Here is a 20850-nt window from a genome sequence, read left to right on the forward strand (position 1 = left end):
TCACCATGCTGCGCAAACACCTGCTGACCCTGAGCCTGCTGGCCGTCACCGGCCTGGCCCAGGCCGCCGAGACCATCGACGTCTACCGCGACCCCAACTGCGGCTGCTGCAAGGCCTGGATCAGCCACCTGCGTGACAACGGTTTTACCGTCAACGACCACGTCGAGCCAAACATGAGCGCCGTCAAGCAACGCCTGGGCGTGGCGCCGCGCCTGGCGTCGTGCCACACCGGGGTGATCGACGGCAAGTTCGTCGAAGGCCACGTGCCGGCCGAGCAGGTGCGCCTGCTAGCCAAGCGCAACGACCTCAAGGGCCTGGCCGTGCCAGGCATGCCCATGGGCTCGCCCGGCATGGAAATGGGCGACCACAAGGATGCCTACCAGGTCATCGGGGTGACCCAGGATGGCCAGGACACCGTGGTCGCCAACTACTGATGCTCAGCCTGGGGGCGCTGTTTCTCAGCGCCTTTGGTGCCGCCACCCTGCTTCCGCTGCAATCAGAGGCCGTGCTGGTCGGTCTGTTGCTGCGCCAGCCCGAGGCATGGGCGATCCTGCTGCTGGTAGCCACCCTGGGCAACGTGCTCGGCTCGGTGGTCAACTGGCTGCTGGGCCGGGCCATCGAGCACCTGCGCGACAAACGCTGGTTTCCTTTCAGCGCTGCCCAGCTGGCGCGTGCGCAGCAGCGCTACCAACGCTGGGGGCAATGGTCGCTGCTGCTCAGCTGGATGCCGGTGATCGGCGACCCGCTGACGCTGATCGCCGGGATCATGCGTGAGCCGTTCTGGCGCTTCCTGTTGCTGGTGACCCTGGCCAAGGCTGGCCGCTATGCAGTGCTTGCGATGATTACCCTGGGCTGGTTTCACGCCTGGTAACACCTTTCAGGTTTCGCGTGGTCCACTGCCTGCTACAGTCGCCCCTTCCTACCTGGCCCAACACGGAGTGCCCCCATGCTGCGCGCAACCGCCCTGGCCCTGGCCTGCCTTGCCGGCAGTTCGGCCATCGCTGCCGAGTCGCCTACCTACGGCCCCCAGCTCGAAGGCTTCAGCTACCCGCACCCCCTCAAGCATTTCGACTTCAAGTCCCAGGGCCAGGCCCTGCAGATGGGCTACATGGACGTGCCCGCCCAGGGCGAGGCCAACGGCCACAACGTGGTGCTGATGCACGGCAAGAACTTCTGCGCCGCCACCTGGGAAACCACCATCGACGCCTTGAGCAAGGCCGGCTACCGGGTCATCGCGCCCGACCAGGTCGGCTTCTGTACGTCAAGCAAACCGGCGCATTACCAGTACAGCTTTCAGCAACTGGCCGACAACACCCATGCCCTGCTCGAACAGCTGGGTGTAAAGCAAACCATTGTGCTCGGCCACTCCACCGGCGGCATGCTCGCCACCCGCTATGCGCTGATGTACCCACAGCAGGTGGAACGCCTGGCAATGGTCAACCCGATCGGTCTGGAGGACTGGAAAGCCCTGGGCGTGCCCTACCGCACCGTGGACCAGTGGTATGCCCGCGAGCTCAAGCTGGACGCCGGAGGCGTACGCGCCTATGAACGCAAAACCTATTACGTCGGGCGCTGGAAGCCTGAATACGAACGCTGGGTGCAGATGCTGGTGGGCCTGAACAAAGGGCCCGGGCATGAAGCGGTGGCGTGGAACTCGGCACTGATCTACGACATGATCTTTACCCAGCCGGTGTACTACGAGTTCAAGCACCTGCAGATGCCAACCCTGCTGCTGATCGGCGACAAGGACACCACGGCCATCGGCAGCGATATCGCGCCGTCGGAAGTGAAGGCCAAGCTGGGCAAATATGCCGAGCTAGGGCCGCAGGTGGCCAAGCTGATACCCAAAGGTGAGCTGATCACCTTCGAAGGCATGGGGCATGCGCCACAAATCGAGGAACCGGTGCGGTTCAATCGCACCCTGATCGAATGGCTGGGCAAGTGAGCCAATGATTGGTCCCCTGTGGGAGCGCGCAGGCTTTGGAACTTTGCGCAATCCCGCTGCTGCCACAGGGTTCCTCTACACGTTCCAGACCAGCGCTTCTGTCCAGCCCAGCTCGGCAAAGTCGCCCGCCCGCAATTCGGCCTCTTCCTCGCAGAAAAACTCATCCAGCTGAGGTGGCCTGACCGCGGTATCACTGAGCATCGCGTGCACCTGTCCACGATGATGCACCTGATGTTCGAACAGATGCGCCAGCAAACGCAGCCGCTGCTCGCGCTGCACCCGATCAGGCCGCACGACGCTCACATAGCGGCCCAGGTCGCCATCACTCAGCCCCCGGCAGTAGGCGATCAAACGGTGGTCAGCCTGGGCCTGCTCGGCATGCAGGTCGGTACAGGTGGCAAACGGCTGTTCCGGGTCGAAAAAACGTTCGCCGTCTGTATCGGGCTGCTCGCCGCGCTGCTCGCACTCCAGCATATGCAGGTAAAACCAATCCACCGTCAGCAAATGGTTGAGGGTGGCCTTGATCGACGGGAAGAAGCTGCAACGCGGGGCGACGAACTCGTCCTGGGTCAGTTGCAGGCAGGCCTTGTACAGGCGGTGGTTGGCCCAGCCATTGTTATAGGCCTGGGTCAGCAGATGATGCGATAACGGCTGCATGGTCGGCTCCTTTTCAGGCGAAGCGTTGCAGTTGCATCTCCCGTAGCCGGCTCAGGGTGCGCTGATACGGGAACGCCAGATACCCTTGAGTGTAGAGGGCATCGAGCGGCACCTGTGCCTCCAGGTACAACGCCACCCGGCGGTCATAGCATTCGTCGACCAGGGCAATGAAGCGGCGAACCGCATCGTCCTTGGGCGACAGCGCAGGCAGTTCACGGTCGCCCGCCACTACCCTCGCCGCGCCATCTTCGGTACCACGGGCAATACGCCCCGCCCGCTGTTCCCCGCCCAGCGCCGGAATGCCGGATACCAGAATCGAGGGAAAACGGTCGCACAAGGCCATGAACTCCATGGCGGCCAGGGGTTGATCGCACAGATCGGTGAAACGACACCAGATAGCCTGCTCACTACGCCGCACGACGTGAATGTGCCTTGAGCCAATAACCAAGGGCTGATCGGTGCCGGCGTCTTCGGGGCTGAGCTGGCGGAACACCTCGGCCAACTGGCTGACCTGCCCTGCCTCGGCTACCCAATAGCGCTGCCGCGCTTCACCGGGGTGCAGGCGGTGATCCTGCTCGCCCGCTACCGGCAGTACCTGCATGTGACGACCAATGGCGGCGATGGCCGGCAGGAACCGCTCGCGGTTGAAGCCATCGCGGTAGAGCTGCTCGGGCGGCTGGTTGGAAGTGGCAACAATCACCACGCCCTGATCGAACAGTACCTGAAACAGGCGGCCGAGGATGATCGCATCACCGATGTCGTTGACGAACAGTTCATCGAAGCACAGCACGCGGATTTGCCGCGCCAGCTCCGCCGCCAGGGCCAGCAGCGGGTCGGCGGTACCGTTGAGCTGAAACAGGCGCTGATGCACCCAGGCCATGAAGTGGTGGAAGTGCTGGCGCCGGCTCGGTATGCGCAGACACTGGTGGAACTGGTCCATCAGCCACGTCTTGCCGCGCCCGACCGGGCCCCAGAGGTAGAGGCCCTGGGTGGGGCGGCCCTGCTCGAGGGACTGGAAGCAGCCTTGCAAGGCCTCGACGACGCGGGCCTGGGCGGGATCAGCAACGTAGCCCCGAGTGCTCAGGGCTTGCTGGTAGAGGGATTGGGGGTCGATGGCCATGGCCGCATTCTACCCGACTGTCACCCTCGGTGCAGGCGCGCGTCAGTCGGCCAGGCCTACCTTGAGCAGCGCGCCGTCCTTGTCATCGGTCAGGACATACAGGTAACCATCCGGCCCCACCCGCACATCACGGATACGCGCGTTCAGGTCACCGAGCAACCGCTCTTCGTGCACCACCTTGTCGCCGTCCAGTTGCAAGCGGATCAATTCCTGAGTGGCCAACGCACCGATGAACAGATTGTGGTCCCAGGCCTTGAACCTCGGGCTGTCGTAGAACGCCATGCCGCTGATACCCGGTGACTTTTCCCAGACATGGTGCGGGTCGATCATGCCGTCCACATGCTTGCCCTTGGCCTCGGGAATTGGCAGCAGCGAATAGTTGATGCCGTGGGTCGCCATCGGCCAGCCATAGTTCTTGCCAGGCTTTGGGATGTTGATTTCATCACCACCGCGCGGGCCGTGCTCGTGGGTCCACAGCTGGCCGGTCCAGGGGTTGAGGGCGGCGCCTTGCTGATTACGGTGGCCGTACGACCAGATCTCCGGGCGCACGTTGCCCTTGCCGACGAAGGGGTTGTCTTTGGGCACTTCGCCGTCCGGCAGAATACGCACGACCTTGCCTTGCAACTTGTCCAGGTCCTGAGCAGTGGGGCGTTGGTTGTTCTCGCCCAGGGCGATGAACAGGTAGCCGTCGCGGTCGAACACCAGCCGCGAGCCGAAGTGGTTACCCACCGACAACTTGGGCTGCTGGCGGAAAATCACGGTGAAATTCTCCAGCCGGGCGCGGTCCTCGGACAGCTGCCCGCGGCCGACCGCAGTACCGGCCTTGCCGTCACTACCCTCCTCGGCGTAGGACAGGTAAACGGTGCGGTCCTTGCCGAACTCCGGTGACAGCGCCACATCCAGCAAGCCACCCTGGCCTTCGGCCCAGACCTTGGGTACACCACTGATCGACGGGCCAACCTTGCCTTCGGCATTGACCAGCCGCAGGTTGCCCGCCCGCTCGGTCACCAGCATGTCCTTGCCGCCGGGCAGGAAGGCCAGGGCCCAAGGGTTGCGTAGGCCATCGGCAAGCGTGCTGACGATCAAGGTACCTTCTTCGCTGGGAAATCGCTGTTCGGCCGCCGCATGCGCCCACAAGGGCAGTAGCGCGGCAGCAGCCAGGGTGGCCAGCCAGGGTGCTCGAAGCATGCCGGATTCCTTTCAAGTGGTTTTACGGCGCACGTGGGTTGTCACGGGGTGGCCGGGTGGGTTCCAGGTTCGGGGTTTGCTGCTGACGGCGCAGGTTGTCGCCGTTGCCGATGCCACGGTTGTCCAGGGTGGGTGGGCGCTGGTACGGGTCGGTGGACGGGCCACGTACCGGTGGCGCAGCCGGCATGCTGCCTTGACGGCTGTTCGGGTTGACCCGCTGGATCGGGCTGTTGTAAGGGTTATTGTTGCCGGCAGCACGTTGCACGGGCTGCTGCGCCGCCGCGTGCGCGGGCAGGCACAAGGCCAGGCCGAGGGCCAGGATGGGCAATGTCGGGGTCATGCTTCACCTCCTGTACGAAAATGCCGCGCCTGGTGGGTTTGATAGCCTAAGGCGCGAGGGGTTCGCGGCAAAAGTGTGAATGCGGGTGGAGATGATTCCTGATGTTTCAGTATGGGCCTCGGAGGGCTGCTTTGCAGCCATTCGCGGGCGCGCCCGCTCCCACGGTCACCCACAGATTTCTGGCCCTGTGAGACACGTGTGGGAGCGGGCTTGCCCGCGAATGGCCGCAAAATCTACTGGCCGTTGTCCACCTTGTGCCGCGCCGCATACAGGCACAGCATCTCCATGGCCAAGGTTGCCCCGGCCAAAGCAGTGATATCGGCATGGTCATAGGCTGGCGCCACTTCCACCAAGTCCATGCCTACCAGGTTGATGCCACGCAGCCCACCCAGAATCTCCAGCGCCTGCACCGTGCTCAGCCCGCCACACACAGGCGTTCCGGTACCGGGTGCGTAGGCCGGATCGAGGCAGTCAATGTCGAAGGTCAGGTACACCGGCCGCTCGCCCACCCGCTGGCGAATCGCCGCAATCACCGCCTCTGTGCCCTGGCGGTGCACTTGCCTGGCGTCGAGAATGGCAAAGCCCTGGCTGTCGTCATTGGTCGTGCGCAGGCCAATCTGTACCGAGTGGGCCGGGTCAACCAGGCCTTCGCGGGCGGCATGCCAGAACATGGTGCCGTGATCGATGCGCTTGCCCGCCTCGTCTGGCCAGGTGTCACTGTGCGCATCGAAATGAATGAGCGCCAGCGGGCCATGGCGGCGGGCGTGAGCCTTGAGCAGCGGGTAGCTGATGAAGTGGTCGCCACCGAGGGTGAGCATGGCGCACCCCGCCTGCAGAATATGCTCGGCATGGGCCTCGATGCTGTCCGGTACCGACTGCGGCGTGCCGCTGTCGAAGGGGCAGTCACCATAGTCGATCACCGCCAGGTGGTCGAACGGGTCGAACGCCCACGGCCAGTGGCGGGCCCAGGCCTGCTGAACCGAGGCCGCACGAATCGCCCGCGGGCCGAAACGCGCGCCGGGGCGGTTACTGGTGGCCGTGTCGAATGGCACACCGCTGACCACCACATCCACACCGCGCAAATCGCGGCTGTAGCGGCGGCGGGAAAAACTGACAACACCGGCGTAGGTGCTTTCTGCGGCGGTCCCATACAGGCTATCGCGGGTAATTGCCTGGTCGTTGCTTGCGGCTTGGTCCACGGTCGGGCTCCTTGATTGTCATGGGCTACTGCCGGCTGCGGAAGGCGGTCCACAGACGGTTGCGTTGGCGCAGGTCGGCCAGGGCCATGCTGCGGTCGGCATACAGGCGCTGACGCACCTCGGCCGACGGATAGATATCCGGGTCGTTGCGCACCGCTTCGTCCACCAGCGGTGTGGCAGCCTGGTTGGCGTTGGCGAAGAACAGCGTGTTGGTCAGCGCTGCCACCGACTCAGGCTTGAGCATGAAGGCGATGAACGCCCGGGCGGCCTCGGGGTGTGGGGCGTCCTTGGGGATGACCAGGTTGTCCTGCCATACCAGCGTGCCTTCGCGGGGGATGCGGTAGATCACCTCGAACGGCTTGCCGGCACGGCGGGCCTGGTCGGCGGCCATCGCGGCATCGCCGTTGTAGGTCAGCGCCAGGCACACGCTGCCATTGGCCAGGTCGTTGATCTGCCGGCCATTGGCGACGTAGCTGATCGACGGCTGCAACTGGCTGAGCAGGTTCTGCGCGGCAGCCAGGTCACCCTTGTTCTGGCTGTAAGGGTCCTTGCCCAGGTAGTTCAGGGCTACGCCGATCACCTCCTGGGGCGAGTCAGGTATGGCGATGCCGCAACCCTTCAGGCGGGTGGCGTACTCGGGCTTGAACAACAGGTCGAGGCTATCCAGCGGTACATCACCAAGGCGCTGGCGTACCGCCTCCACATTTACCCCCAGGCCCAGCGTGCCCCAGGTGTACGGCACAGCATGGCGGTTGCCGGGGTCAACCTCGGCCAGTTTGCCCAGCAGGTCCTTGTCGAGGTTGCCGTAGCCAGGCATGGCCTGAGCGTCCAGCGGTTGCAGGGCATTGGCCTTGAGCGCCCGGGCCAGCACGGTGGATGACGGCACCACCACGTCATAGCCGCTACCACCAGTCAGCAGCTTGGTTTCCAGTACCTCGGGGGTGTCAAAGGTGTCGTAACGCACCTTGTAGCCGGTTTCCCGTTCGAAGCGTTGCAGGGTTTGCGGGGCGACGTAATCGGCCCAGCTGTAGAGGTTGACGACCTTTTCTTCGGCCTGCAGCGGCAGGGCCAGAACCAGAGACAAAAGGCACAACGATCGACGCATGGCGGACACCTCGGTAAATGGGTGGATGCCGCGAGCATGCCAGCCGGGTTACATTGCACCAATGGCAAGTTTGCAAAGCTGACATTCATCAGGAGCAATGTAATGCTCGGACAAGTCCATGATCCCGACCTGCACTTGCTGCGGCTGTTCGTCACTGTAGTCGAGGCAGGTGGCTTCAGCGCCGCTCAAGGCGTGCTGGGCCTGAGCCAGCCCACCATCAGCCAGCGCATGGCCCAACTGGAGGCACGCTTGGGTTACCGCCTGTGCAGCCGCGGCAAAGGTGGTTTTCGCCTGACGGAAAAAGGTGAACTGCTTTTGGACGCGGCGCGTGGGCTACTGCTGAACATCGAGCAGTTTCGCCAGCAGGCCAACGGCGTTGCCGGGCGGCTGCTGGGAACTGTGCGCATCGGCATGGCGGAAAATCAGGACAAGGCGGTGAGCCTGAAACTGGCGGCGGCCATTGCGGCATTTCGCAGGCGAGAGGAATCGGTGCAACTGGAGCTAGTCAGTGCACCGCCGGCGGAACTGGAACGGCTGTTGCTGGAGCAGCGGCTGGACTATGCCATCAGCTACTTTTCCGGCAACCAGGCGGCCTTTGATTACCAGCCCTTGTTCGCCGAGCGACAGCGGCTGTATTGCGGCAAGGGGCATGTGCTGTACGGCGAAACGGATGTTGGGCTTGAGCGGTTGCTGGACATGGACCAGGTGCGCCATCCGTACCGTTTTCTCAAAGGGGGCGAACCGTTCCAGAGCAGACGCAGCACGGCAGTGGCGGAGCAGATCGAAAGCGTGCTGACGTTCATTCTGTCGGGACGGCATATTGGCTACTTGCCATGCCACTGTGCACAGGGCTGGGAGGCCGAGGGGCTGTTATGGGCGCTGGACCCTGAGCTTGATTTTGGGGTGCCGTTCACCCTGGCCCGGCACCGGGCACAGGGGGTTGGCGAGGCAGCCCATGTATTTGCGCAGGATTTGCTGGCGGCGTTTGCCTGAATCGGTCCCTTCGCGGGTAAACCCGCTCCTACACCGGATCGGTGGTGGACACCTGTCGGTGGCTGGGCACGGGCCGTCGTGTAGGAGCGGGTTTACCCGCGAACAGGCCCGTTCAGGCAACCACCATCAGTAAGCCATGCTCCAGCTCAGCGTGTAGGTACGCCCGCGCCCCTGGTAGTCATACAGATACGCCGGCCCGTAGGTCGGCGAATAGAACAACGTCGCGCGCTGTCCCCATACCGTGCTGTACTGCTTGTCCAGCAGGTTCTGGATACCGGCGCTGAAGGTGCCGAAACCGGTGTCCTGGCTGCCCAGCAGGTCGAAGGTGGTGTAGCCGTCAATCTCGTGATCGGCATCGTCCTTCAGGCTGAAGGCATGGTTGGCCTGCAACCGTGCACTGCGGCCATCGGCCTTCCAGCCGACGAACGCGGTGGCCTTGGACAACGAAGCGTATCGGGCATCGCGCTTGATCCAGCCGCCGTCGGCGGCCTCTTCCTCGGAGCGTGTCATGTGCAATGTGCCGCCAGCTTCCCAGCCGGTCTGGAAGTGCCGGGTCAGTGCCCCTTCAAAGCCGAAGTCGCGGCTTTTCTGATCTTCCACGTCAATGGTCAGCGTTTGCGAATCGACGTTGATGATCTTGTCCGACCAGATGTAGTACAGCGCTGCCTGTGCATCCCAGTCCAGGTCGGCATAGCGCCAGCCCAATTCCACCTGGCGGCTCTTGATACCGGCCAACGGGTTATCGGCCACACTCAGGCCCGGCTTGCCGTAGTACTTGGCCGGGTCAGGCAGGTCGAAGCCTTCGCCATAGTTGCTCCACACCTGGTGGCCGTTCTTGAAGTCGTAGATGGCACCAACGTTGAACAGGTTGACCTGATAGTCGTTACTGCCGCCCGGCACGCCCTTGAAGTCACTGACGTCCACGTCCATCTGCTGGCGCCGGGCGCCACCGGACAACGTCAGGTTGTCAGTGGCATGCCAGTCCAGCTGGGCATATACCGACACCCCATCCACCCGGTAGCTGGGGTAGCGTGCGGCCTTGCTGTCCTTTTCCAGCTCCAGGCCACCCGACTCGGACGAAGTCTGGGCGTTGAAGGTGGTCTGCTCGGCGTTGAAGCGCTCGCGGTCCAGGTCAACGCCGTAGGTCAGCTTCAGCGTATCCCACTGCTTGGCAAACAGGCCCTTGAGGCTGGTGACCTCGAAGTTCTGCTGCGAGGCGGCAAAGTACACCCCGCGCGAGCCGGTGGGTGTGGCACGGTTGTAGTACGGGAACGGGTAGAAGTTGTCGTCTTCCTTGCGGTACGAAGCCTGCAGGTAGAAGTCCTGGCCCAGCACGTCGGTGTGGTGGTAATTGGCATTGAGCAGCAGGCGCCGCGTGCGCGGCTCCAGGTCCGATGAATAACCGCTGCGCAGCTCGGCGTCTTCCAGGTCGGATGGCGCGTTGTAGTTCAGGTTGGGGAAGTAGATACCCGTGCTGCCGTGGTTGCCCGAGTCGTAGTACTGGGCCAACAGGTCGAGGCTCTGCTGGTCGTTCAGCTGCAGGCCCAAGGTACCGAGTACGTCGATGGTGCGGTTGTACTGCAGGTCGGTCTGGGTGTTGTCGATGAAGATCTGGTCGCCAGCACCATCGTAGAAGGCTTCGTTCTGCTCACCGGAAACCCCCAACCGGGCATTGACCCGCTCGTTGCCGCCGCTGACCGACTGGGCGAAGCGCGTAGCCAGGTCGTCGCTGTTGTTGAAACCGCTGCTGGCCCCCAACTGGGTCTCGAAGCGCGCCGGGCCGGGTTCGCCCTTCTTGGTCACGATGTTGATGATGCCGCCGGTGGCACCACCGCCGTAGATGGCGCTGGCGCCAGACAGCACTTCGACGCGCTCGACGTTGAACGGCGAAATGCTGTCGAACTGGCGCGACAGGCCGCGTGAGCTGTTCTGGCTGACCCCATCGATCATCACCAGCACGTTGCGCCCGCGCATGTTCTGGCCGTAATTGGTGCGCCCTTCCGGCGCCAGGTCAAGGCCCGGCACCAGCTTGCCGATGGCTTCCTTCAGGCTGACGCCGCTGTCGATCTGCTCACGCAATTGCTGCTGGTCCACTACCCAGACGGTTCCGGGGATTTCGCTGATTGCGGTGCTGGTGCGCGAGGCTACGCTGACTTCGATCGGCTTGAGGTTGACCGCCTGCGGCGCAGCCGCGGCCTTGCTCAGCGTGATGGTGCGAGCCTCGCTGAACTGCCAACTCATGCCACTGCCGGCCAGCAACTGCTGCAGGGCCTGCTCGACACTGTAGTTGCCCTGCAACGGCGGACTGACCTGGCCGGCGACATCGCCAGTGGTGTACAGCAGGTGCAGGCCGGCCTGGTCGGCGAAGGTGGTCAGCGCCTGGTCCAGCGGCTGGGTGGGCAGGTTGAGCTGGACCTGGCGGGCCTGCATCTGGGTCTGTTCGGCAGTTGTCGCAGCCCCAGCGTGCAGGGGGCCGAGCAACAGGGCCAAGGCACTGCAAGACATCAAGGCATGGTGAAGTGGACCGCAACGGCGGTGCAAGGGCTTGAGCATCAGAGGCACGAATGAGCTTCCTGACAAGTCGTAAATGAGAATGGGTTGCTGATCAGTCTCACTACGACGATCTGGCTTGCAGGAACTTGCAGTGCCAAATGAAAAATATTTTTATTTCTGTCCGGCCTCTTCGCGGGCAAGCCCGCTCCTACAACGAATGCGCCCGCCTGAATATCGTGCGACCTGTGCAGGAACGGGCAAGCCCGCTAAGAGGACGGCACAAGCTCATCAATGCACCACGGCCAACCATGGCAGGTAGGTCACCTTCAGGCCATATCGCTGCTCCAACGTCCGCAACAGAGCCTCAGGTTCATCCAGGTCGAACACCCCGCTCACCTCCATCGCAGCCAGCTTGCTGTCGGACAACACAATGCGCCCATGCCGGTATCGTTCAAGCTCCATCAGCACCTGCCCCAGCGGCTTGCCGTTGAAGATCAGCTTGCCCCGCTGCCAGGCCATCTGCGTGACGGCATCGGCCGCCACCGCCAGTTCATGTTCACCCACCTTGGCTTCACCGCGAGCCAACACGACGTGGCCATCGCGCTGCACGCTGAAGGTGGCAGCATTGCCCTGCACCCGCGCACCGGCCGTTTCGACCACAAACGGCCGTGAATCATCAGCGGTCTCGAACAGTGCCTCACCCGCATCGAGCACCACACGCCGCTCATGCTCGCTGAACGCCACGCTCAAGGCGCTGGCGCTGTTCAGCGTCACCCGTGTGCCATCTGCCAGGGTAATGATCTGCCGTTCGCCCACGGCGGTGTGGTAATCCGCCAGCAGCATCGGGGCTTGCTGCCAACCCGCCACGGCGGCGACCAGCAACACCACCGATGCTGCCACACCCGCCTGCTTCAGCCGGCCGCGGCAATGGCGCAGAGCCTGGCCGATGTACTTTGCCACCATGCTCTCGGAAACCCCCAGGCGTTGAGCGACCTGCTTCTGGGTCAGGCCCTCGACACGGTTGAGCAACAGCGCCTGGCGGGCATTGTCGGGCAACTGCAACAGCGCCTGGTCAAGAATCTGCAAGCGCTCGCGGGCCAGCAACGCCGCCTCGGGTGCCGGTGCCGGGCAGGCCACCTCACAGGCTCCGTCGCTGTCGTCGTGGCTGGCAGCGATGCGTTGCTCACGGCGCAAGGCGTCAATTGCCAGGTTGCCGGCCACGCGGAAGATGAAACTGCGCGCGTGCAACACCGGCACTGCCTGCTCGTCGATGTTCACCAGCTTCAGGTAGGTTTCCTGCGCCACGTCGGCCGCGCGCTGGCGGTCGCTCATGCGCCGCGTCAGAAACTGCAGCAGGTCGTCGTAGTGCTCCTGGAAACTTGCCAGCAGGCCCGACATGGGTGAAGTCAGCATGATTGGGGAACAGCCAGTAAGAGAGGTTATCGGGCGTTAATGAGAAACAGTATCTTTCATATCAACCGATACTTTCAACGTCGACGCGCATTTGCCACACTGCCAGCTCCACTCCGGCAAGGTCACAGCCCATGACTGCCCGTCTGTACCGCTATACCCGTCTGTTCCTGGTCCTGCTGCTGGCCTGTGGCCTGGCAGCCTGTGCGCTGTTCCAGCCACGTGACCCGGTGAACATCAGCGTGATCGGCATTGAACCACTGCCCGGGCAAGAGCTGGAACTGCGCATGGCGGTGAAAATGCGGGTGCAGAACCCCAATGAGGCACCGATCGATTACAACGGCATCGCCTTGAATCTGGAAGTGAACGGCCAGCCGCTGGCCGCCGGGGTCAGCGACCAGCAGGGGCACATTGGCCGTTACGACGAAGCAGTGATCGTGGTGCCGGTCAGCATCACGGCGTTTTCCTTCCTGCGCCAGGCCTATGGGCTAGGCAAACTGGATTCGCTGCAGGGGCTGCCCTACAAGCTGCGCGGCAAACTGGCCGGCGGGCCGCTGGGGACCGTGCGTTTTACCGATGAAGGCAAGCTGGACCTGCCCAAGGGCACCTACTGATAAGCGCCCGGCGGGTGTGCTCAGCGGTTGGCGCTGGCTGCGGCCATCAGCTTGTTGACTTCGCTGCGCACCATGCTGGCGTATTCAGGCGGGGTCATGCCGTCCAGTTCAGCGCGCACCCACTCGGCCCATTTGCCCTTGCGCCGTGGCTTTTCAGCAATCAGCCGGGCGGCTTCGCCCTTGGCTTTGCCCAGGTTGTTTTGCCACATCTCGAACAGCCGGGCCTTCTCTGCCTCGATCTGCGCCCGTTCCTCGAAGCTCATGTTGGCCAGATTGAAACTCATGAAGTTACCTGCAGGTTTGAAAATGGCCGCTATCTTACACCCAGGCAACCCATCATCGGAAAGCCGCCGCAACTTTACCGATGTGGTGGCATCCATTGTTCACACCCCCATTGACGAGGACGAGTTCATGGCCCGGAAAAACGCCACGCTGGCAGACAGCGATCAGATCAAGGACCAGGTATTCAGCGAACTGCAATCGCTGATAGAAGAATCGGAAAAACTGCTGAACGACAGTGCCGCCCTGGTCGGCGAAGAAGCAGAGACACTGCGCGCCCAGGTAAGCCTGAAGCTGCGCCAGGCACGCCAGGCGGCCAGCAACGTGCGCAGCAAGGCGCAACCGGTGGTGGACGCCACTCAGGACTACATCGGCGGCCACCCCTGGCAGACCGTCGCCATTTCCGCCGGCCTCGGGCTGGTGGTGGGCCTGCTACTGGGCCGGCGCAATTAAAGCCTGCGCCGCCTGGTGCACATCAGGCGGCCAAAGCCTGCGGGATGCCGCTGTGGAAGCGCAGCTCCTGGTCTGGTGACTGGATCAGCTCCATTTCCGCAGCGCGTACCAGCTCGACGCGGCGGGCGATGTCCGCCTCATCACCGTAGTTGTGCGCCAGTTTCAGATAACCCTGGTAGTGGCGCGCCTCGCTTTTCAGCAGCCCGTGGTAGAAGCGGCTCAGCTCCTCATCCAGATGCGGCACCAGCGCGGCAAAACGTTCGCAACTGCGCGCCTCGATGAACGCCCCCACCACCAGCGTATCCACCAGCTTGACCGGCTCGTGGGCGCGCACCAGCCGGCGCAACCCCGACGCATAACGCCCCGCCGACACCGGGCGCAACGGCACACCGCGACGCTTCATGAGGCGTAACACCTGTTCGTGATGCACCAGCTCCTCGCGGGCCAGGCGCGACATCATGTTGATCAGATCAAGGTGAGTGTTGTACTTGGCTATCAGGCTCAGGGCCGTGCTGGCGGCCTTGAACTCGCAGTTCTTGTGGTCGATCAGCAGGGTTTCCTGGTCGGCGAGCGCCGCTTCGATCCAGGCGTCTGGCGTCGGGCAGCCAAGAAAGGCGTCGATTTCGGGGATCAGGGACATAAGCGTGCAACCACACAGAACAGGCAGGGCCGGCGATTATACCGGCGGCGGCTGGCGATGCCAGTGACTATGCTTGATGTACATCAAGCGCTGGAGGGGGAAGCGCCGACTATAGTCAGGCATTGGTCGCCATCATCGAAGGGAGTTAACGCCCATGCAAGCCGTCCGCAGCATCCTCGTCGTCCTCGACCCCGCGCACGCCCACAGCCGCGCGCTTACGCGGGCCAAGCTGATCGCTGGCATTACTGGCGCACGCCTGCATTTGCTGATGTGCGACAAACGGCATGATCACAGCGCGCTGCTGAGCCTGCTGAGCAGCCAGTTGCATGATGACGGCTACGACAATGTCACCCATGAAGAGGGCTGGCGCGACAACCTGCACGACACCATCATCTATGTACAGCAGGCCGAAGGCTGTGAACTGGTGATCAAGGACCACCGTCCGGACAACCCACTGAAAAAAGCCCTGCTCACCCCCAGCGACTGGAAGCTGCTGCGCCAATGCCCATGTGCCGTGCTGATGGTCAAGAGCGAGCGGCCGTGGACCGGGGGCAAGATCCTGGCGGCGGTGGACGTGGGCAACCAGGACGAAGACCACCGCCGCCTGCATGCCAGCATCATCGACCATGGCTTCGAGATTGCCAAACTGGCCAAGGGAGAACTGCATGTCATCAGTGCCCACCCGTCGCCGATGCTGTCAGCGTCGGACCCGGCCTACCAGCTGAGCGATACGATCGAAAAACGCTACCGTGAAGCGTGCAAGGCGTTCCAGGCCGAATACGGCATCAGCGATGAGTGCCTGCACGTGGCCGAAGGGCCGGCGGATGTGTTGATTCCACATACCGAACAGAAGCTCGATGCAGTGGTGACAGTGATAGGTACGGTGTGCCGCACAGGGATTTCCGGGGCGTTGATCGGTAATACCTCGGAAGTGGTGCTGGATGCGCTGGAGGGCGATGTGCTGGTGCTCAAGAGCGAGGAAGCCATCGCCCACCTGGCGGAGCTGGCCCGCGGCTGAGTATGCAACAGGCAGGCCCCTTGTAGGAGCGGGTTCACCCGCGAATGCGTCATTGATTTCAACGCCACATTCGCAGGCAAACCCGCCCCCAAGGTTCCGTTGCCGCCCGGGAATCTAGACCAACGCCTCCCGCACTTTTGGGTCAAGCCCCTCCCCCGCATGGGCCTCGTTCCACTCTGCCAACTGCCGGAGCATCGCCGGCGTCCAGAAGCTCTTCATATGCTGCCGCACCCCTTGCACCGCCAGCGCCCGGTCTGGCTCGCTGTCGAAGTAATGGGCGATCTGGTTGGCCATCTTGACCAGGTTTTCGCTGCTCATCGGCGAACCTCGGCTTTCTCCGCAGTACGGCGCTCTTTCAGCAGGCGCTGCTGTTCATCACTGAAGTCCTGATAGCGCTTTTGCCATTGCGATGGCTGGAACACTTTCACCACTTCCACTGCCGTCACCTTGTACTCGGGGCAGTTGGTGGCCCAGTCGGAGTTGTCGGTGGTGATCACGTTGGCCCCCGACTCCGGGAAGTGGAAGGTGGTGTACACCACCCCCGGCGCCACGCGCGCACTGACCTTGGCACGCAGCACAGTCTGCCCGGCGCGGCTGCCGATACCGACCCAGTCACCATCTTGGATGCCACGGCTTTCAGCATCGGTCGGGTGGATTTCCAGGCGGTCGGCGTCATGCCAGGCGACGTTGCCGGTACGCCGGGTCTGGGCACCAACGTTGTACTGGCTAAGAATGCGCCCGGTGGTCAGCAGCAACGGGTAGCGGTTGTTGACCTTTTCGTCGGTGGGCACGTAGCCGGTGAGCATGAAACGGCCCTTGCCACGCACGAACTGGTCGATGTGCATGGTCGGCGTGCCGTCTGGCGCGGCGTCGTTGCACGGCCACTGCAGGCTGCCGTGGCGGTCGATTTCAGCGTAGCTGACACGACGGAAGGTCGGCGTCAGGCGGGCGATCTCGTCCATGATCTCGGAAGGATGGCGGTAGTTCATCGGGTAGCCCAAGGCGTTGGCCAGGGCCACGGTAGCTTCCCAGTCGGCCTTGCCTGCCAGCGGCTCCATGACCTTGCGCACCCGCGAAATACGCCGCTCGGCGTTGGTGAAGGTGCCGTCCTTTTCCAGGAACGAGCTGCCCGGCAGGAACACATGGGCGAACTTGGCAGTTTCGTTGAGGAAAATGTCCTGCACCACCACGCACTCCATGGCGAGCAAGGCCGCCGTGACGTGCTGGGTGTTGGGGTCGCTCTGGGCGATGTCTTCACCCTGGCAGTACAGCGCCTTGAAGCTGCCATCCAGCGCCGCTTCGAACATGTTGGGAATGCGCAGACCCGGGTCGGGCTGCAAGGTCACGCCCCAGGCCTGTTCGAACTCGGCACGCACGCCCTCGTTGGAGACATGCCGGTAGCCGGGCAGCTCGTGGGGGAACGAGCCCATGTCGCACGAGCCCTGCACGTTGTTCTGCCCTCGCAGCGGGTTCACCCCTACCCCTTCACGGCCGATGTTGCCGGTGGCCATGGCCAGGTTGGCAATGCCCATCACTGCGGTACTGCCTTGGCTGTGCTCGGTCACGCCCAGGCCGTAGTAGATGGCCGCGTTGCCGCCGGTGGCATACAGCCTGGCCGCAGCGCGGATCTGCTCAGCAGGCACGCCACAAACCGGGCCGAGCACCTCGGGGGCGTTCTCTGGCAGGCTGACGAAGTCGCGCCAACGGGCGAAGTCTTCGGTTTCGCAGCGGGCATCGATGAAGCGCTGGGCCAGCAGGCCCTCGGTGACGATCACGTGGGCCAGGGCGTTGAGCATGGCCACGTTGGTGCCCGGGCGCAGTTGCAGGTGCAGGTCGGCGCGGGCGTGCGGCGAGTCGACCAGGTCGATGCGCCGTGGATCGATCACGATCAGCCGCGCCCCCTGACGCAGGCGGCGCTTGAGTTGCGAGCCGAATACCGGGTGGGCGTCAGTGGGGTTGGCGCCGATCACCAGCACAACGTCGGCCTGCATCACCGAGTCGAAGCTTTGTGTGCCAGCCGACTCACCCAGGGTCTGCTTCAGGCCATAACCGGTGGGCGAATGACACACCCGTGCGCAGGTGTCGACGTTGTTGTTGCCAAACGCCGTGCGCACCAGTTTCTGCACCAGGTAGGCTTCTTCGTTGGTACAACGACTGGAGGTGATGCCGCCGATGGAGTCGCGCCCGTACTTGAGCTGAATGCGGCGGAACTCGCTGGCGGCGTAGGTCACGGCCTCGTCCCAGCTGACTTCCTGCCACGGGTCTTCCAGGCGCTTGCGGATCATCGGTTTGGTGATGCGGTCCGGGTGGGTGGCGTAGCCCCAGGCAAAGCGGCCCTTGACGCAGGCATGGCCGTGGTTGGCGCCACCGTTCTTGTCCGGGACCATGCGCACCAGCTGGTCACCCTTGATTTCGGCGCGGAACGAGCAGCCAACGCCGCAGTAGGCGCAGGTGGTAATGACCGAACGCTCAGGCTGGCCCAGCTGCACCAGGCTCTTTTCCGTCAGGGTCGCGGTTGGACAGGCCTGCACGCAGGCGCCGCACGACACGCATTCGGAAGCAAGGAAGTTTTCGCCCCCCGCTGCCGCCACCCGCGATTCGAAACCACGCCCGGTGATGGTCAGGGCAAACGTACCCTGGATGTCTTCGCAGGCGCGCACACAGCGGCTGCAGACGATGCACTTGCTTGGCTCGTAGTCGAAATACGGGTTGGAAACGTCTTTTTTCTCGTCCAGGTGGTTGGCGCCGTCATAGCCGTAGCGCACCTCACGCAGGCCCACCTGGCCGGCCACGGTCTGCAGCTCGCAGTTGCCGTTGGCCGAACAGGTCAGGCAGTCCAGCGGGTGGTCGGAAATGTACAGCTCCATCACGTTGCGACGCAGGCCGGCCAGGCGCGGGGTTTCGGTGCGCACCACCATGCCTTCACTGACTGGCGTGGTGCAGGATGCCGGGTAGCCGCGCATGCCTTCGATTTCCACCATGCACATGCGGCAGGAGCCGAAGGCTTCGAGGCTGTCGGTGGCGCACAGCTTGGGGATACTGGTGCCCAGCATGGCGGCGGCGCGCATGACCGAGGTGCCAGCAGGCACGCTGATGGCACGGCCATCGATGCTCAGGCTGACCTGCACTTCGCTTTCGCGGGCCGGTGTGCCGAGGTCGCTGCTTTTATCAGAAGCGGGGTCGAAGAAATTGATCACTGTGCGGCCTCCGTAGTGGTCAGCCCAAAATCGGCGGGGAAGTACTTGAGCGCGCTGGCCACCGGATAGGCAGTCATACCGCCCATGGCGCACAGCGAGCCGTACTGCAGGGTGTCGCACAGGTCACGCAGCAACAGCGCCTGGTCGTGACGCTCGGTGATGTCGCTGGTGGCGATCAGCCGGTCGACCACTTCCATGCCCCGGGTGGAGCCGATGCGGCACGGGGTGCACTTGCCGCAGGACTCTTCGGCACAGAACTGCAGGGCGAAACGCGCCATGCTGGCCATGTTCAGCGTATCGTCGGCCACCACGACACCGCCGTGGCCGAGCATCGCGCCCACGGCGGCAAACGCTTCATAGTCCAATGGGGTATCGAAATGGCTGGGGGGTACCCAGGCACCAAGCGGGCCACCGACCTGCGCGGCCTTCAGCGGCCGGCCACTGGCTGTGCCACCGCCATAGCCTTCCACCAGCTCGCGCAGGGTCAGGCCGAACGCGCGCTCTACCAGGCCACCCTGGCGGATGTTGCCGGCCAGCTGGAACGGCATGGTGCCCAGCGAGCGGCCCATGCCGAAATCGCGATAGAACGCTGCACCCTTGGCCAGAATGATGGGCACCGATGCCAGGGTAAGCACGTTGTGCACCAGCGTCGGCAGGCCGAACAGCCCTTGCAGCGCAGGCAGCGGTGGCTTGGCGCGGACGATGCCACGCTTGCCTTCGATGGATTCGAGCAGCGCGGTTTCTTCGCCGCAAATATAGGCGCCAGCGCCCACCCGCACTTCCAGGTCGAACGCCTGGCCGCTGCCGGCGACGTCAGCCCCCAGGTAGCCAGCTTCACGCGCGATGGCGAAGGCCTGGTCAAGTACCCGGATGGCGTCGGGATACTCCGAGCGCACATAGATGTAGCCCTTGTCGGCACCTACGGCGAGGCCGGCAATGATCATGCCCTCGATCAGCAGGAAGGGGTCGCCCTCCATCAGCATGCGATCAGCGAACGTGCCCGAGTCACCCTCGTCGGCGTTGCACACCACGTACTTCTGCCCGGCACCAGCGTCTCGCACGGTGCGCCACTTGATGCCGGCCGGGAACGCCGCACCACCACGGCCACGCAGCCCGGAATCGAGTACTGCGGCAACCACTTCGGCACCGTCCAGCGCCACGGCGGCCTCGAGGCCCGCGAACCCGCCGTTGGCACGATAGTCGTCCAGCGACAGTGGCCGAGTGATGCCAGCGCGAGCGAACAGCAGGCGTTGCTGGGTCTTGAGATAGGGTATTTCTTCGACCGGCCCCAATGCCAACGAGTGGCCACCGGGTTCGCCCGCCAGGGCATCAAGCAATGACGGCGCATCGTGTGGCGTAACCGGACCGAAACCCAGGCGCCCTTGCGCACTGTCGCACTCGATCAGCGGCTCAAGCCAGTAAAGCCCGCGCGAGCTGGTGCGCTGGATGTCCAGCGGCAACTGGCGGCGCTCGGCCTCGCGCAGCAGGGCCTCGGCAACCTGGTCGGCACCCACGGCGCGGGCAACCGAATCACAGGGAATATACAGCTTCAGCATGCTGAGTCCTCCTGGCAACCGTTGACCAAGTCCCGCAGGCGCTCAGGGGTGAGGCGCGCGTGCACCTGGCCGTCCAGCTCCAGCGCTGGCGAGCAGGCACAGGCACCCAGGCAATACACCGGGCGCAGGCTGATGGCCCCGTCGGCGCTGGTACCATGGTCGTCCAGTGCCAACTGTTCACGCAATTGCGCGGCCAGGGCTTCGGCGCCACGGCTCTGGCACGACTCGGCAAGGCACAGGCGCAGGGTGTGGCGAGCGGGCGGCGCGGTGCGGAAGTCGTGATAGAAACTGATAACCCCACGCACTTCAGCCAGGCTGAGGTTGAGTGCATGGGCGATCTCGGGGACCGAGGCATCAGGGATGTAACCAATCTCGTGCTGTACGGCATGCAGGATCGGCAACAGGGCACCTGGGGTGTCCTTGTCGCGGTCCAGAATACGCTGGATCACAGGCAGGTGGAGCAATTCATCAGGCATACAGCGGACCTCGGCATCACGGACCCTGCCTGAATGTTTGAAAGGGCAGGTTTCCGGCGTGTTCTGCTGCGGCGCACCCTCCACGTCACAGTTGCGTGGTACTGGCGGCCTCCTCGCCCACGGCCGCACGTCTGCGCGCACTGACCCTTGGGCATCCTGCTAGCATG

Annotated in this window: 21 protein-coding genes; 7 read left to right on the forward strand and 14 right to left on the reverse strand. The window is 63.7% G+C overall.

Annotated features, from left to right (window positions below; all coding sequences use genetic code 11):
• The first annotated feature begins 5 nt into the window (after positions 1–5).
• The 3 genes from GST84_17730 (at position 6) to GST84_17740 (ending at position 1945) form a co-directional block, all read left to right on the forward strand.
• Positions 6–434 carry a DUF411 domain-containing protein gene (locus GST84_17730; protein XGB14070.1) on the forward strand — a complete coding sequence of 143 codons (429 nt, stop codon included), beginning with the start codon at positions 6–8 and terminating at the stop codon, positions 432–434.
• On the forward strand, positions 434–871 hold the full coding sequence (locus GST84_17735) for a DedA family protein (protein ID XGB14071.1): 438 nt from the start codon (positions 434–436) through the stop codon (positions 869–871). Before GST84_17730 ends, GST84_17735 begins: the two co-directional genes overlap by 1 nt.
• Before the next feature lie 75 nt (positions 872–946).
• Positions 947–1945: an alpha/beta fold hydrolase gene (locus GST84_17740; protein ID XGB14072.1), complete on the forward strand. Its 999-nt coding sequence runs from the start codon at positions 947–949 to the stop codon at positions 1943–1945.
• A 75-nt stretch (positions 1946–2020) separates the two neighbouring features.
• Here GST84_17740 and GST84_17745 read toward each other — a convergent pair whose 3' ends face one another.
• From GST84_17745 to GST84_17770, 6 genes are all read right to left on the reverse strand, one after another.
• Positions 2021–2602: a DUF664 domain-containing protein gene (locus GST84_17745; protein XGB14073.1), complete on the reverse strand. Its 582-nt coding sequence runs from the start codon at positions 2600–2602 to the stop codon at positions 2021–2023.
• A 13-nt stretch (positions 2603–2615) separates the two neighbouring features.
• On the reverse strand, positions 2616–3722 hold the full coding sequence (gene zapE / locus GST84_17750; protein XGB14074.1) for a cell division protein ZapE: 1107 nt from the start codon (positions 3720–3722) through the stop codon (positions 2616–2618).
• A 42-nt stretch (positions 3723–3764) separates the two neighbouring features.
• Positions 3765–4910: a PQQ-dependent sugar dehydrogenase gene (locus GST84_17755; GenBank protein XGB14075.1), complete on the reverse strand. Its 1146-nt coding sequence runs from the start codon at positions 4908–4910 to the stop codon at positions 3765–3767.
• A 22-nt stretch (positions 4911–4932) separates the two neighbouring features.
• The gene (locus GST84_17760) at positions 4933–5250 is read right to left on the reverse strand and encodes a hypothetical protein (protein ID XGB14076.1); all 318 of its coding nucleotides are present in this window, start codon (positions 5248–5250) and stop codon (positions 4933–4935) included.
• 233 nt (positions 5251–5483) lie between these two features.
• The gene (gene speB / locus GST84_17765; protein ID XGB14077.1) at positions 5484–6449 is read right to left on the reverse strand and encodes an agmatinase; all 966 of its coding nucleotides are present in this window, start codon (positions 6447–6449) and stop codon (positions 5484–5486) included.
• Positions 6450–6474: 25 nt separating this feature from the next.
• Positions 6475–7554, reverse strand: coding sequence for an extracellular solute-binding protein (locus tag GST84_17770; protein ID XGB14078.1), 1080 nt, complete (start codon positions 7552–7554; stop codon positions 6475–6477).
• Positions 7555–7656: 102 nt separating this feature from the next.
• On the opposite strand from GST84_17770, the gene GST84_17775 reads away from it, so the two are divergent.
• Positions 7657–8547, forward strand: a complete 891-nt coding sequence (locus GST84_17775; GenBank protein XGB14079.1) for a LysR family transcriptional regulator — start codon at positions 7657–7659, stop codon at positions 8545–8547.
• A gap of 126 nt (positions 8548–8673) precedes the next feature.
• On the opposite strand, the gene GST84_17780 is transcribed toward GST84_17775, so the two are convergent.
• Complete coding sequence (locus GST84_17780) at positions 8674–11100, reverse strand: TonB-dependent siderophore receptor (protein ID XGB15798.1); 2427 nt, start codon at positions 11098–11100, stop codon at positions 8674–8676.
• A gap of 228 nt (positions 11101–11328) precedes the next feature.
• Complete coding sequence (locus GST84_17785) at positions 11329–12453, reverse strand: sigma-70 family RNA polymerase sigma factor (GenBank protein XGB14080.1); 1125 nt, start codon at positions 12451–12453, stop codon at positions 11329–11331.
• Positions 12454–12584: 131 nt separating this feature from the next.
• Between GST84_17785 and GST84_17790 the strand changes: the two genes are divergently transcribed.
• Entirely contained in the window at positions 12585–13064 is a 480-nt protein-coding gene (locus GST84_17790) for a hypothetical protein (GenBank protein XGB14081.1), read from the forward strand.
• A 20-nt stretch (positions 13065–13084) separates the two neighbouring features.
• On the opposite strand, the gene GST84_17795 is transcribed toward GST84_17790, so the two are convergent.
• On the reverse strand, positions 13085–13348 hold the full coding sequence (locus GST84_17795; GenBank protein ID XGB14082.1) for a hypothetical protein: 264 nt from the start codon (positions 13346–13348) through the stop codon (positions 13085–13087).
• 127 nt (positions 13349–13475) lie between these two features.
• On the opposite strand from GST84_17795, the gene GST84_17800 reads away from it, so the two are divergent.
• Positions 13476–13796 carry a DUF883 family protein gene (locus GST84_17800; protein ID XGB15799.1) on the forward strand — a complete coding sequence of 107 codons (321 nt, stop codon included), beginning with the start codon at positions 13476–13478 and terminating at the stop codon, positions 13794–13796.
• 22 nt (positions 13797–13818) lie between these two features.
• Here the strand turns inward: GST84_17800 and GST84_17805 are convergent, their stop codons facing one another.
• Positions 13819–14436: a tRNA-(ms[2]io[6]A)-hydroxylase gene (locus GST84_17805; GenBank protein ID XGB14083.1), complete on the reverse strand. Its 618-nt coding sequence runs from the start codon at positions 14434–14436 to the stop codon at positions 13819–13821.
• Between the two features lie 154 nt (positions 14437–14590).
• Here GST84_17805 and GST84_17810 point away from each other — a divergent pair, with 154 nt between their 5' ends.
• On the forward strand, positions 14591–15454 hold the full coding sequence (locus GST84_17810; GenBank protein ID XGB14084.1) for a universal stress protein: 864 nt from the start codon (positions 14591–14593) through the stop codon (positions 15452–15454).
• A gap of 114 nt (positions 15455–15568) precedes the next feature.
• On the opposite strand, the gene GST84_17815 is transcribed toward GST84_17810, so the two are convergent.
• The 4 genes from GST84_17815 to GST84_17830 are packed head-to-tail and all read right to left on the reverse strand — an operon-like array spanning position 15569 to position 20683.
• Positions 15569–15772, reverse strand: a complete 204-nt coding sequence (locus GST84_17815) for a formate dehydrogenase (protein ID XGB14085.1) — start codon at positions 15770–15772, stop codon at positions 15569–15571.
• Positions 15769–18651, reverse strand: a complete 2883-nt coding sequence (locus GST84_17820; protein XGB14086.1) for a formate dehydrogenase subunit alpha — start codon at positions 18649–18651, stop codon at positions 15769–15771. Before GST84_17820 ends, GST84_17815 begins: the two co-directional genes overlap by 4 nt.
• Positions 18648–20207 (reverse strand): formate dehydrogenase, encoded by a 1560-nt coding sequence (locus GST84_17825; GenBank protein ID XGB14087.1) that lies wholly within the window; start codon positions 20205–20207, stop codon positions 18648–18650. Before GST84_17825 ends, GST84_17820 begins: the two co-directional genes overlap by 4 nt.
• Positions 20201–20683: a formate dehydrogenase subunit gamma gene (locus GST84_17830; protein ID XGB14088.1), complete on the reverse strand. Its 483-nt coding sequence runs from the start codon at positions 20681–20683 to the stop codon at positions 20201–20203. Before GST84_17830 ends, GST84_17825 begins: the two co-directional genes overlap by 7 nt.
• Positions 20684–20850: the final 167 nt, after the last annotated feature.

This window comes from Pseudomonas putida, assembly GCA_041879295.1.
GTDB classification, from domain to species: Bacteria; Pseudomonadota; Gammaproteobacteria; order Pseudomonadales; family Pseudomonadaceae; genus Aquipseudomonas; species Aquipseudomonas putida_Y.

Coding starts and splice junctions, on each gene's coding strand:
- GST84_17735 (XGB14071.1), top strand. CDS start 434: ATGCTCAGCCTGGGGGCGCTGTTTCTCAGCGCCTTTGGTGCCGCCACC.
- GST84_17790 (XGB14081.1), top strand. CDS start 12,585: ATGACTGCCCGTCTGTACCGCTATACCCGTCTGTTCCTGGTCCTGCTG.
- GST84_17760 (XGB14076.1), bottom strand. CDS start 5,250: ATGACCCCGACATTGCCCATCCTGGCCCTCGGCCTGGCCTTGTGCCTG.
- GST84_17775 (XGB14079.1), top strand. CDS start 7,657: ATGCTCGGACAAGTCCATGATCCCGACCTGCACTTGCTGCGGCTGTTC.
- GST84_17810 (XGB14084.1), top strand. CDS start 14,591: ATGCAAGCCGTCCGCAGCATCCTCGTCGTCCTCGACCCCGCGCACGCC.
- GST84_17795 (XGB14082.1), bottom strand. CDS start 13,348: ATGAGTTTCAATCTGGCCAACATGAGCTTCGAGGAACGGGCGCAGATC.
- GST84_17815 (XGB14085.1), bottom strand. CDS start 15,772: ATGAGCAGCGAAAACCTGGTCAAGATGGCCAACCAGATCGCCCATTAC.
- GST84_17785 (XGB14080.1), bottom strand. CDS start 12,453: ATGCTGACTTCACCCATGTCGGGCCTGCTGGCAAGTTTCCAGGAGCAC.
- zapE (XGB14074.1), bottom strand. CDS start 3,722: ATGGCCATCGACCCCCAATCCCTCTACCAGCAAGCCCTGAGCACTCGG.
- GST84_17730 (XGB14070.1), top strand. CDS start 6: ATGCTGCGCAAACACCTGCTGACCCTGAGCCTGCTGGCCGTCACCGGC.
- GST84_17770 (XGB14078.1), bottom strand. CDS start 7,554: ATGCGTCGATCGTTGTGCCTTTTGTCTCTGGTTCTGGCCCTGCCGCTG.
- GST84_17830 (XGB14088.1), bottom strand. CDS start 20,683: ATGCCTGATGAATTGCTCCACCTGCCTGTGATCCAGCGTATTCTGGAC.
- GST84_17745 (XGB14073.1), bottom strand. CDS start 2,602: ATGCAGCCGTTATCGCATCATCTGCTGACCCAGGCCTATAACAATGGC.
- GST84_17800 (XGB15799.1), top strand. CDS start 13,476: ATGGCCCGGAAAAACGCCACGCTGGCAGACAGCGATCAGATCAAGGAC.
- GST84_17780 (XGB15798.1), bottom strand. CDS start 11,100: ATGCTCAAGCCCTTGCACCGCCGTTGCGGTCCACTTCACCATGCCTTG.
- GST84_17805 (XGB14083.1), bottom strand. CDS start 14,436: ATGTCCCTGATCCCCGAAATCGACGCCTTTCTTGGCTGCCCGACGCCA.
- GST84_17740 (XGB14072.1), top strand. CDS start 947: ATGCTGCGCGCAACCGCCCTGGCCCTGGCCTGCCTTGCCGGCAGTTCG.
- GST84_17825 (XGB14087.1), bottom strand. CDS start 20,207: ATGCTGAAGCTGTATATTCCCTGTGATTCGGTTGCCCGCGCCGTGGGT.
- GST84_17755 (XGB14075.1), bottom strand. CDS start 4,910: ATGCTTCGAGCACCCTGGCTGGCCACCCTGGCTGCTGCCGCGCTACTG.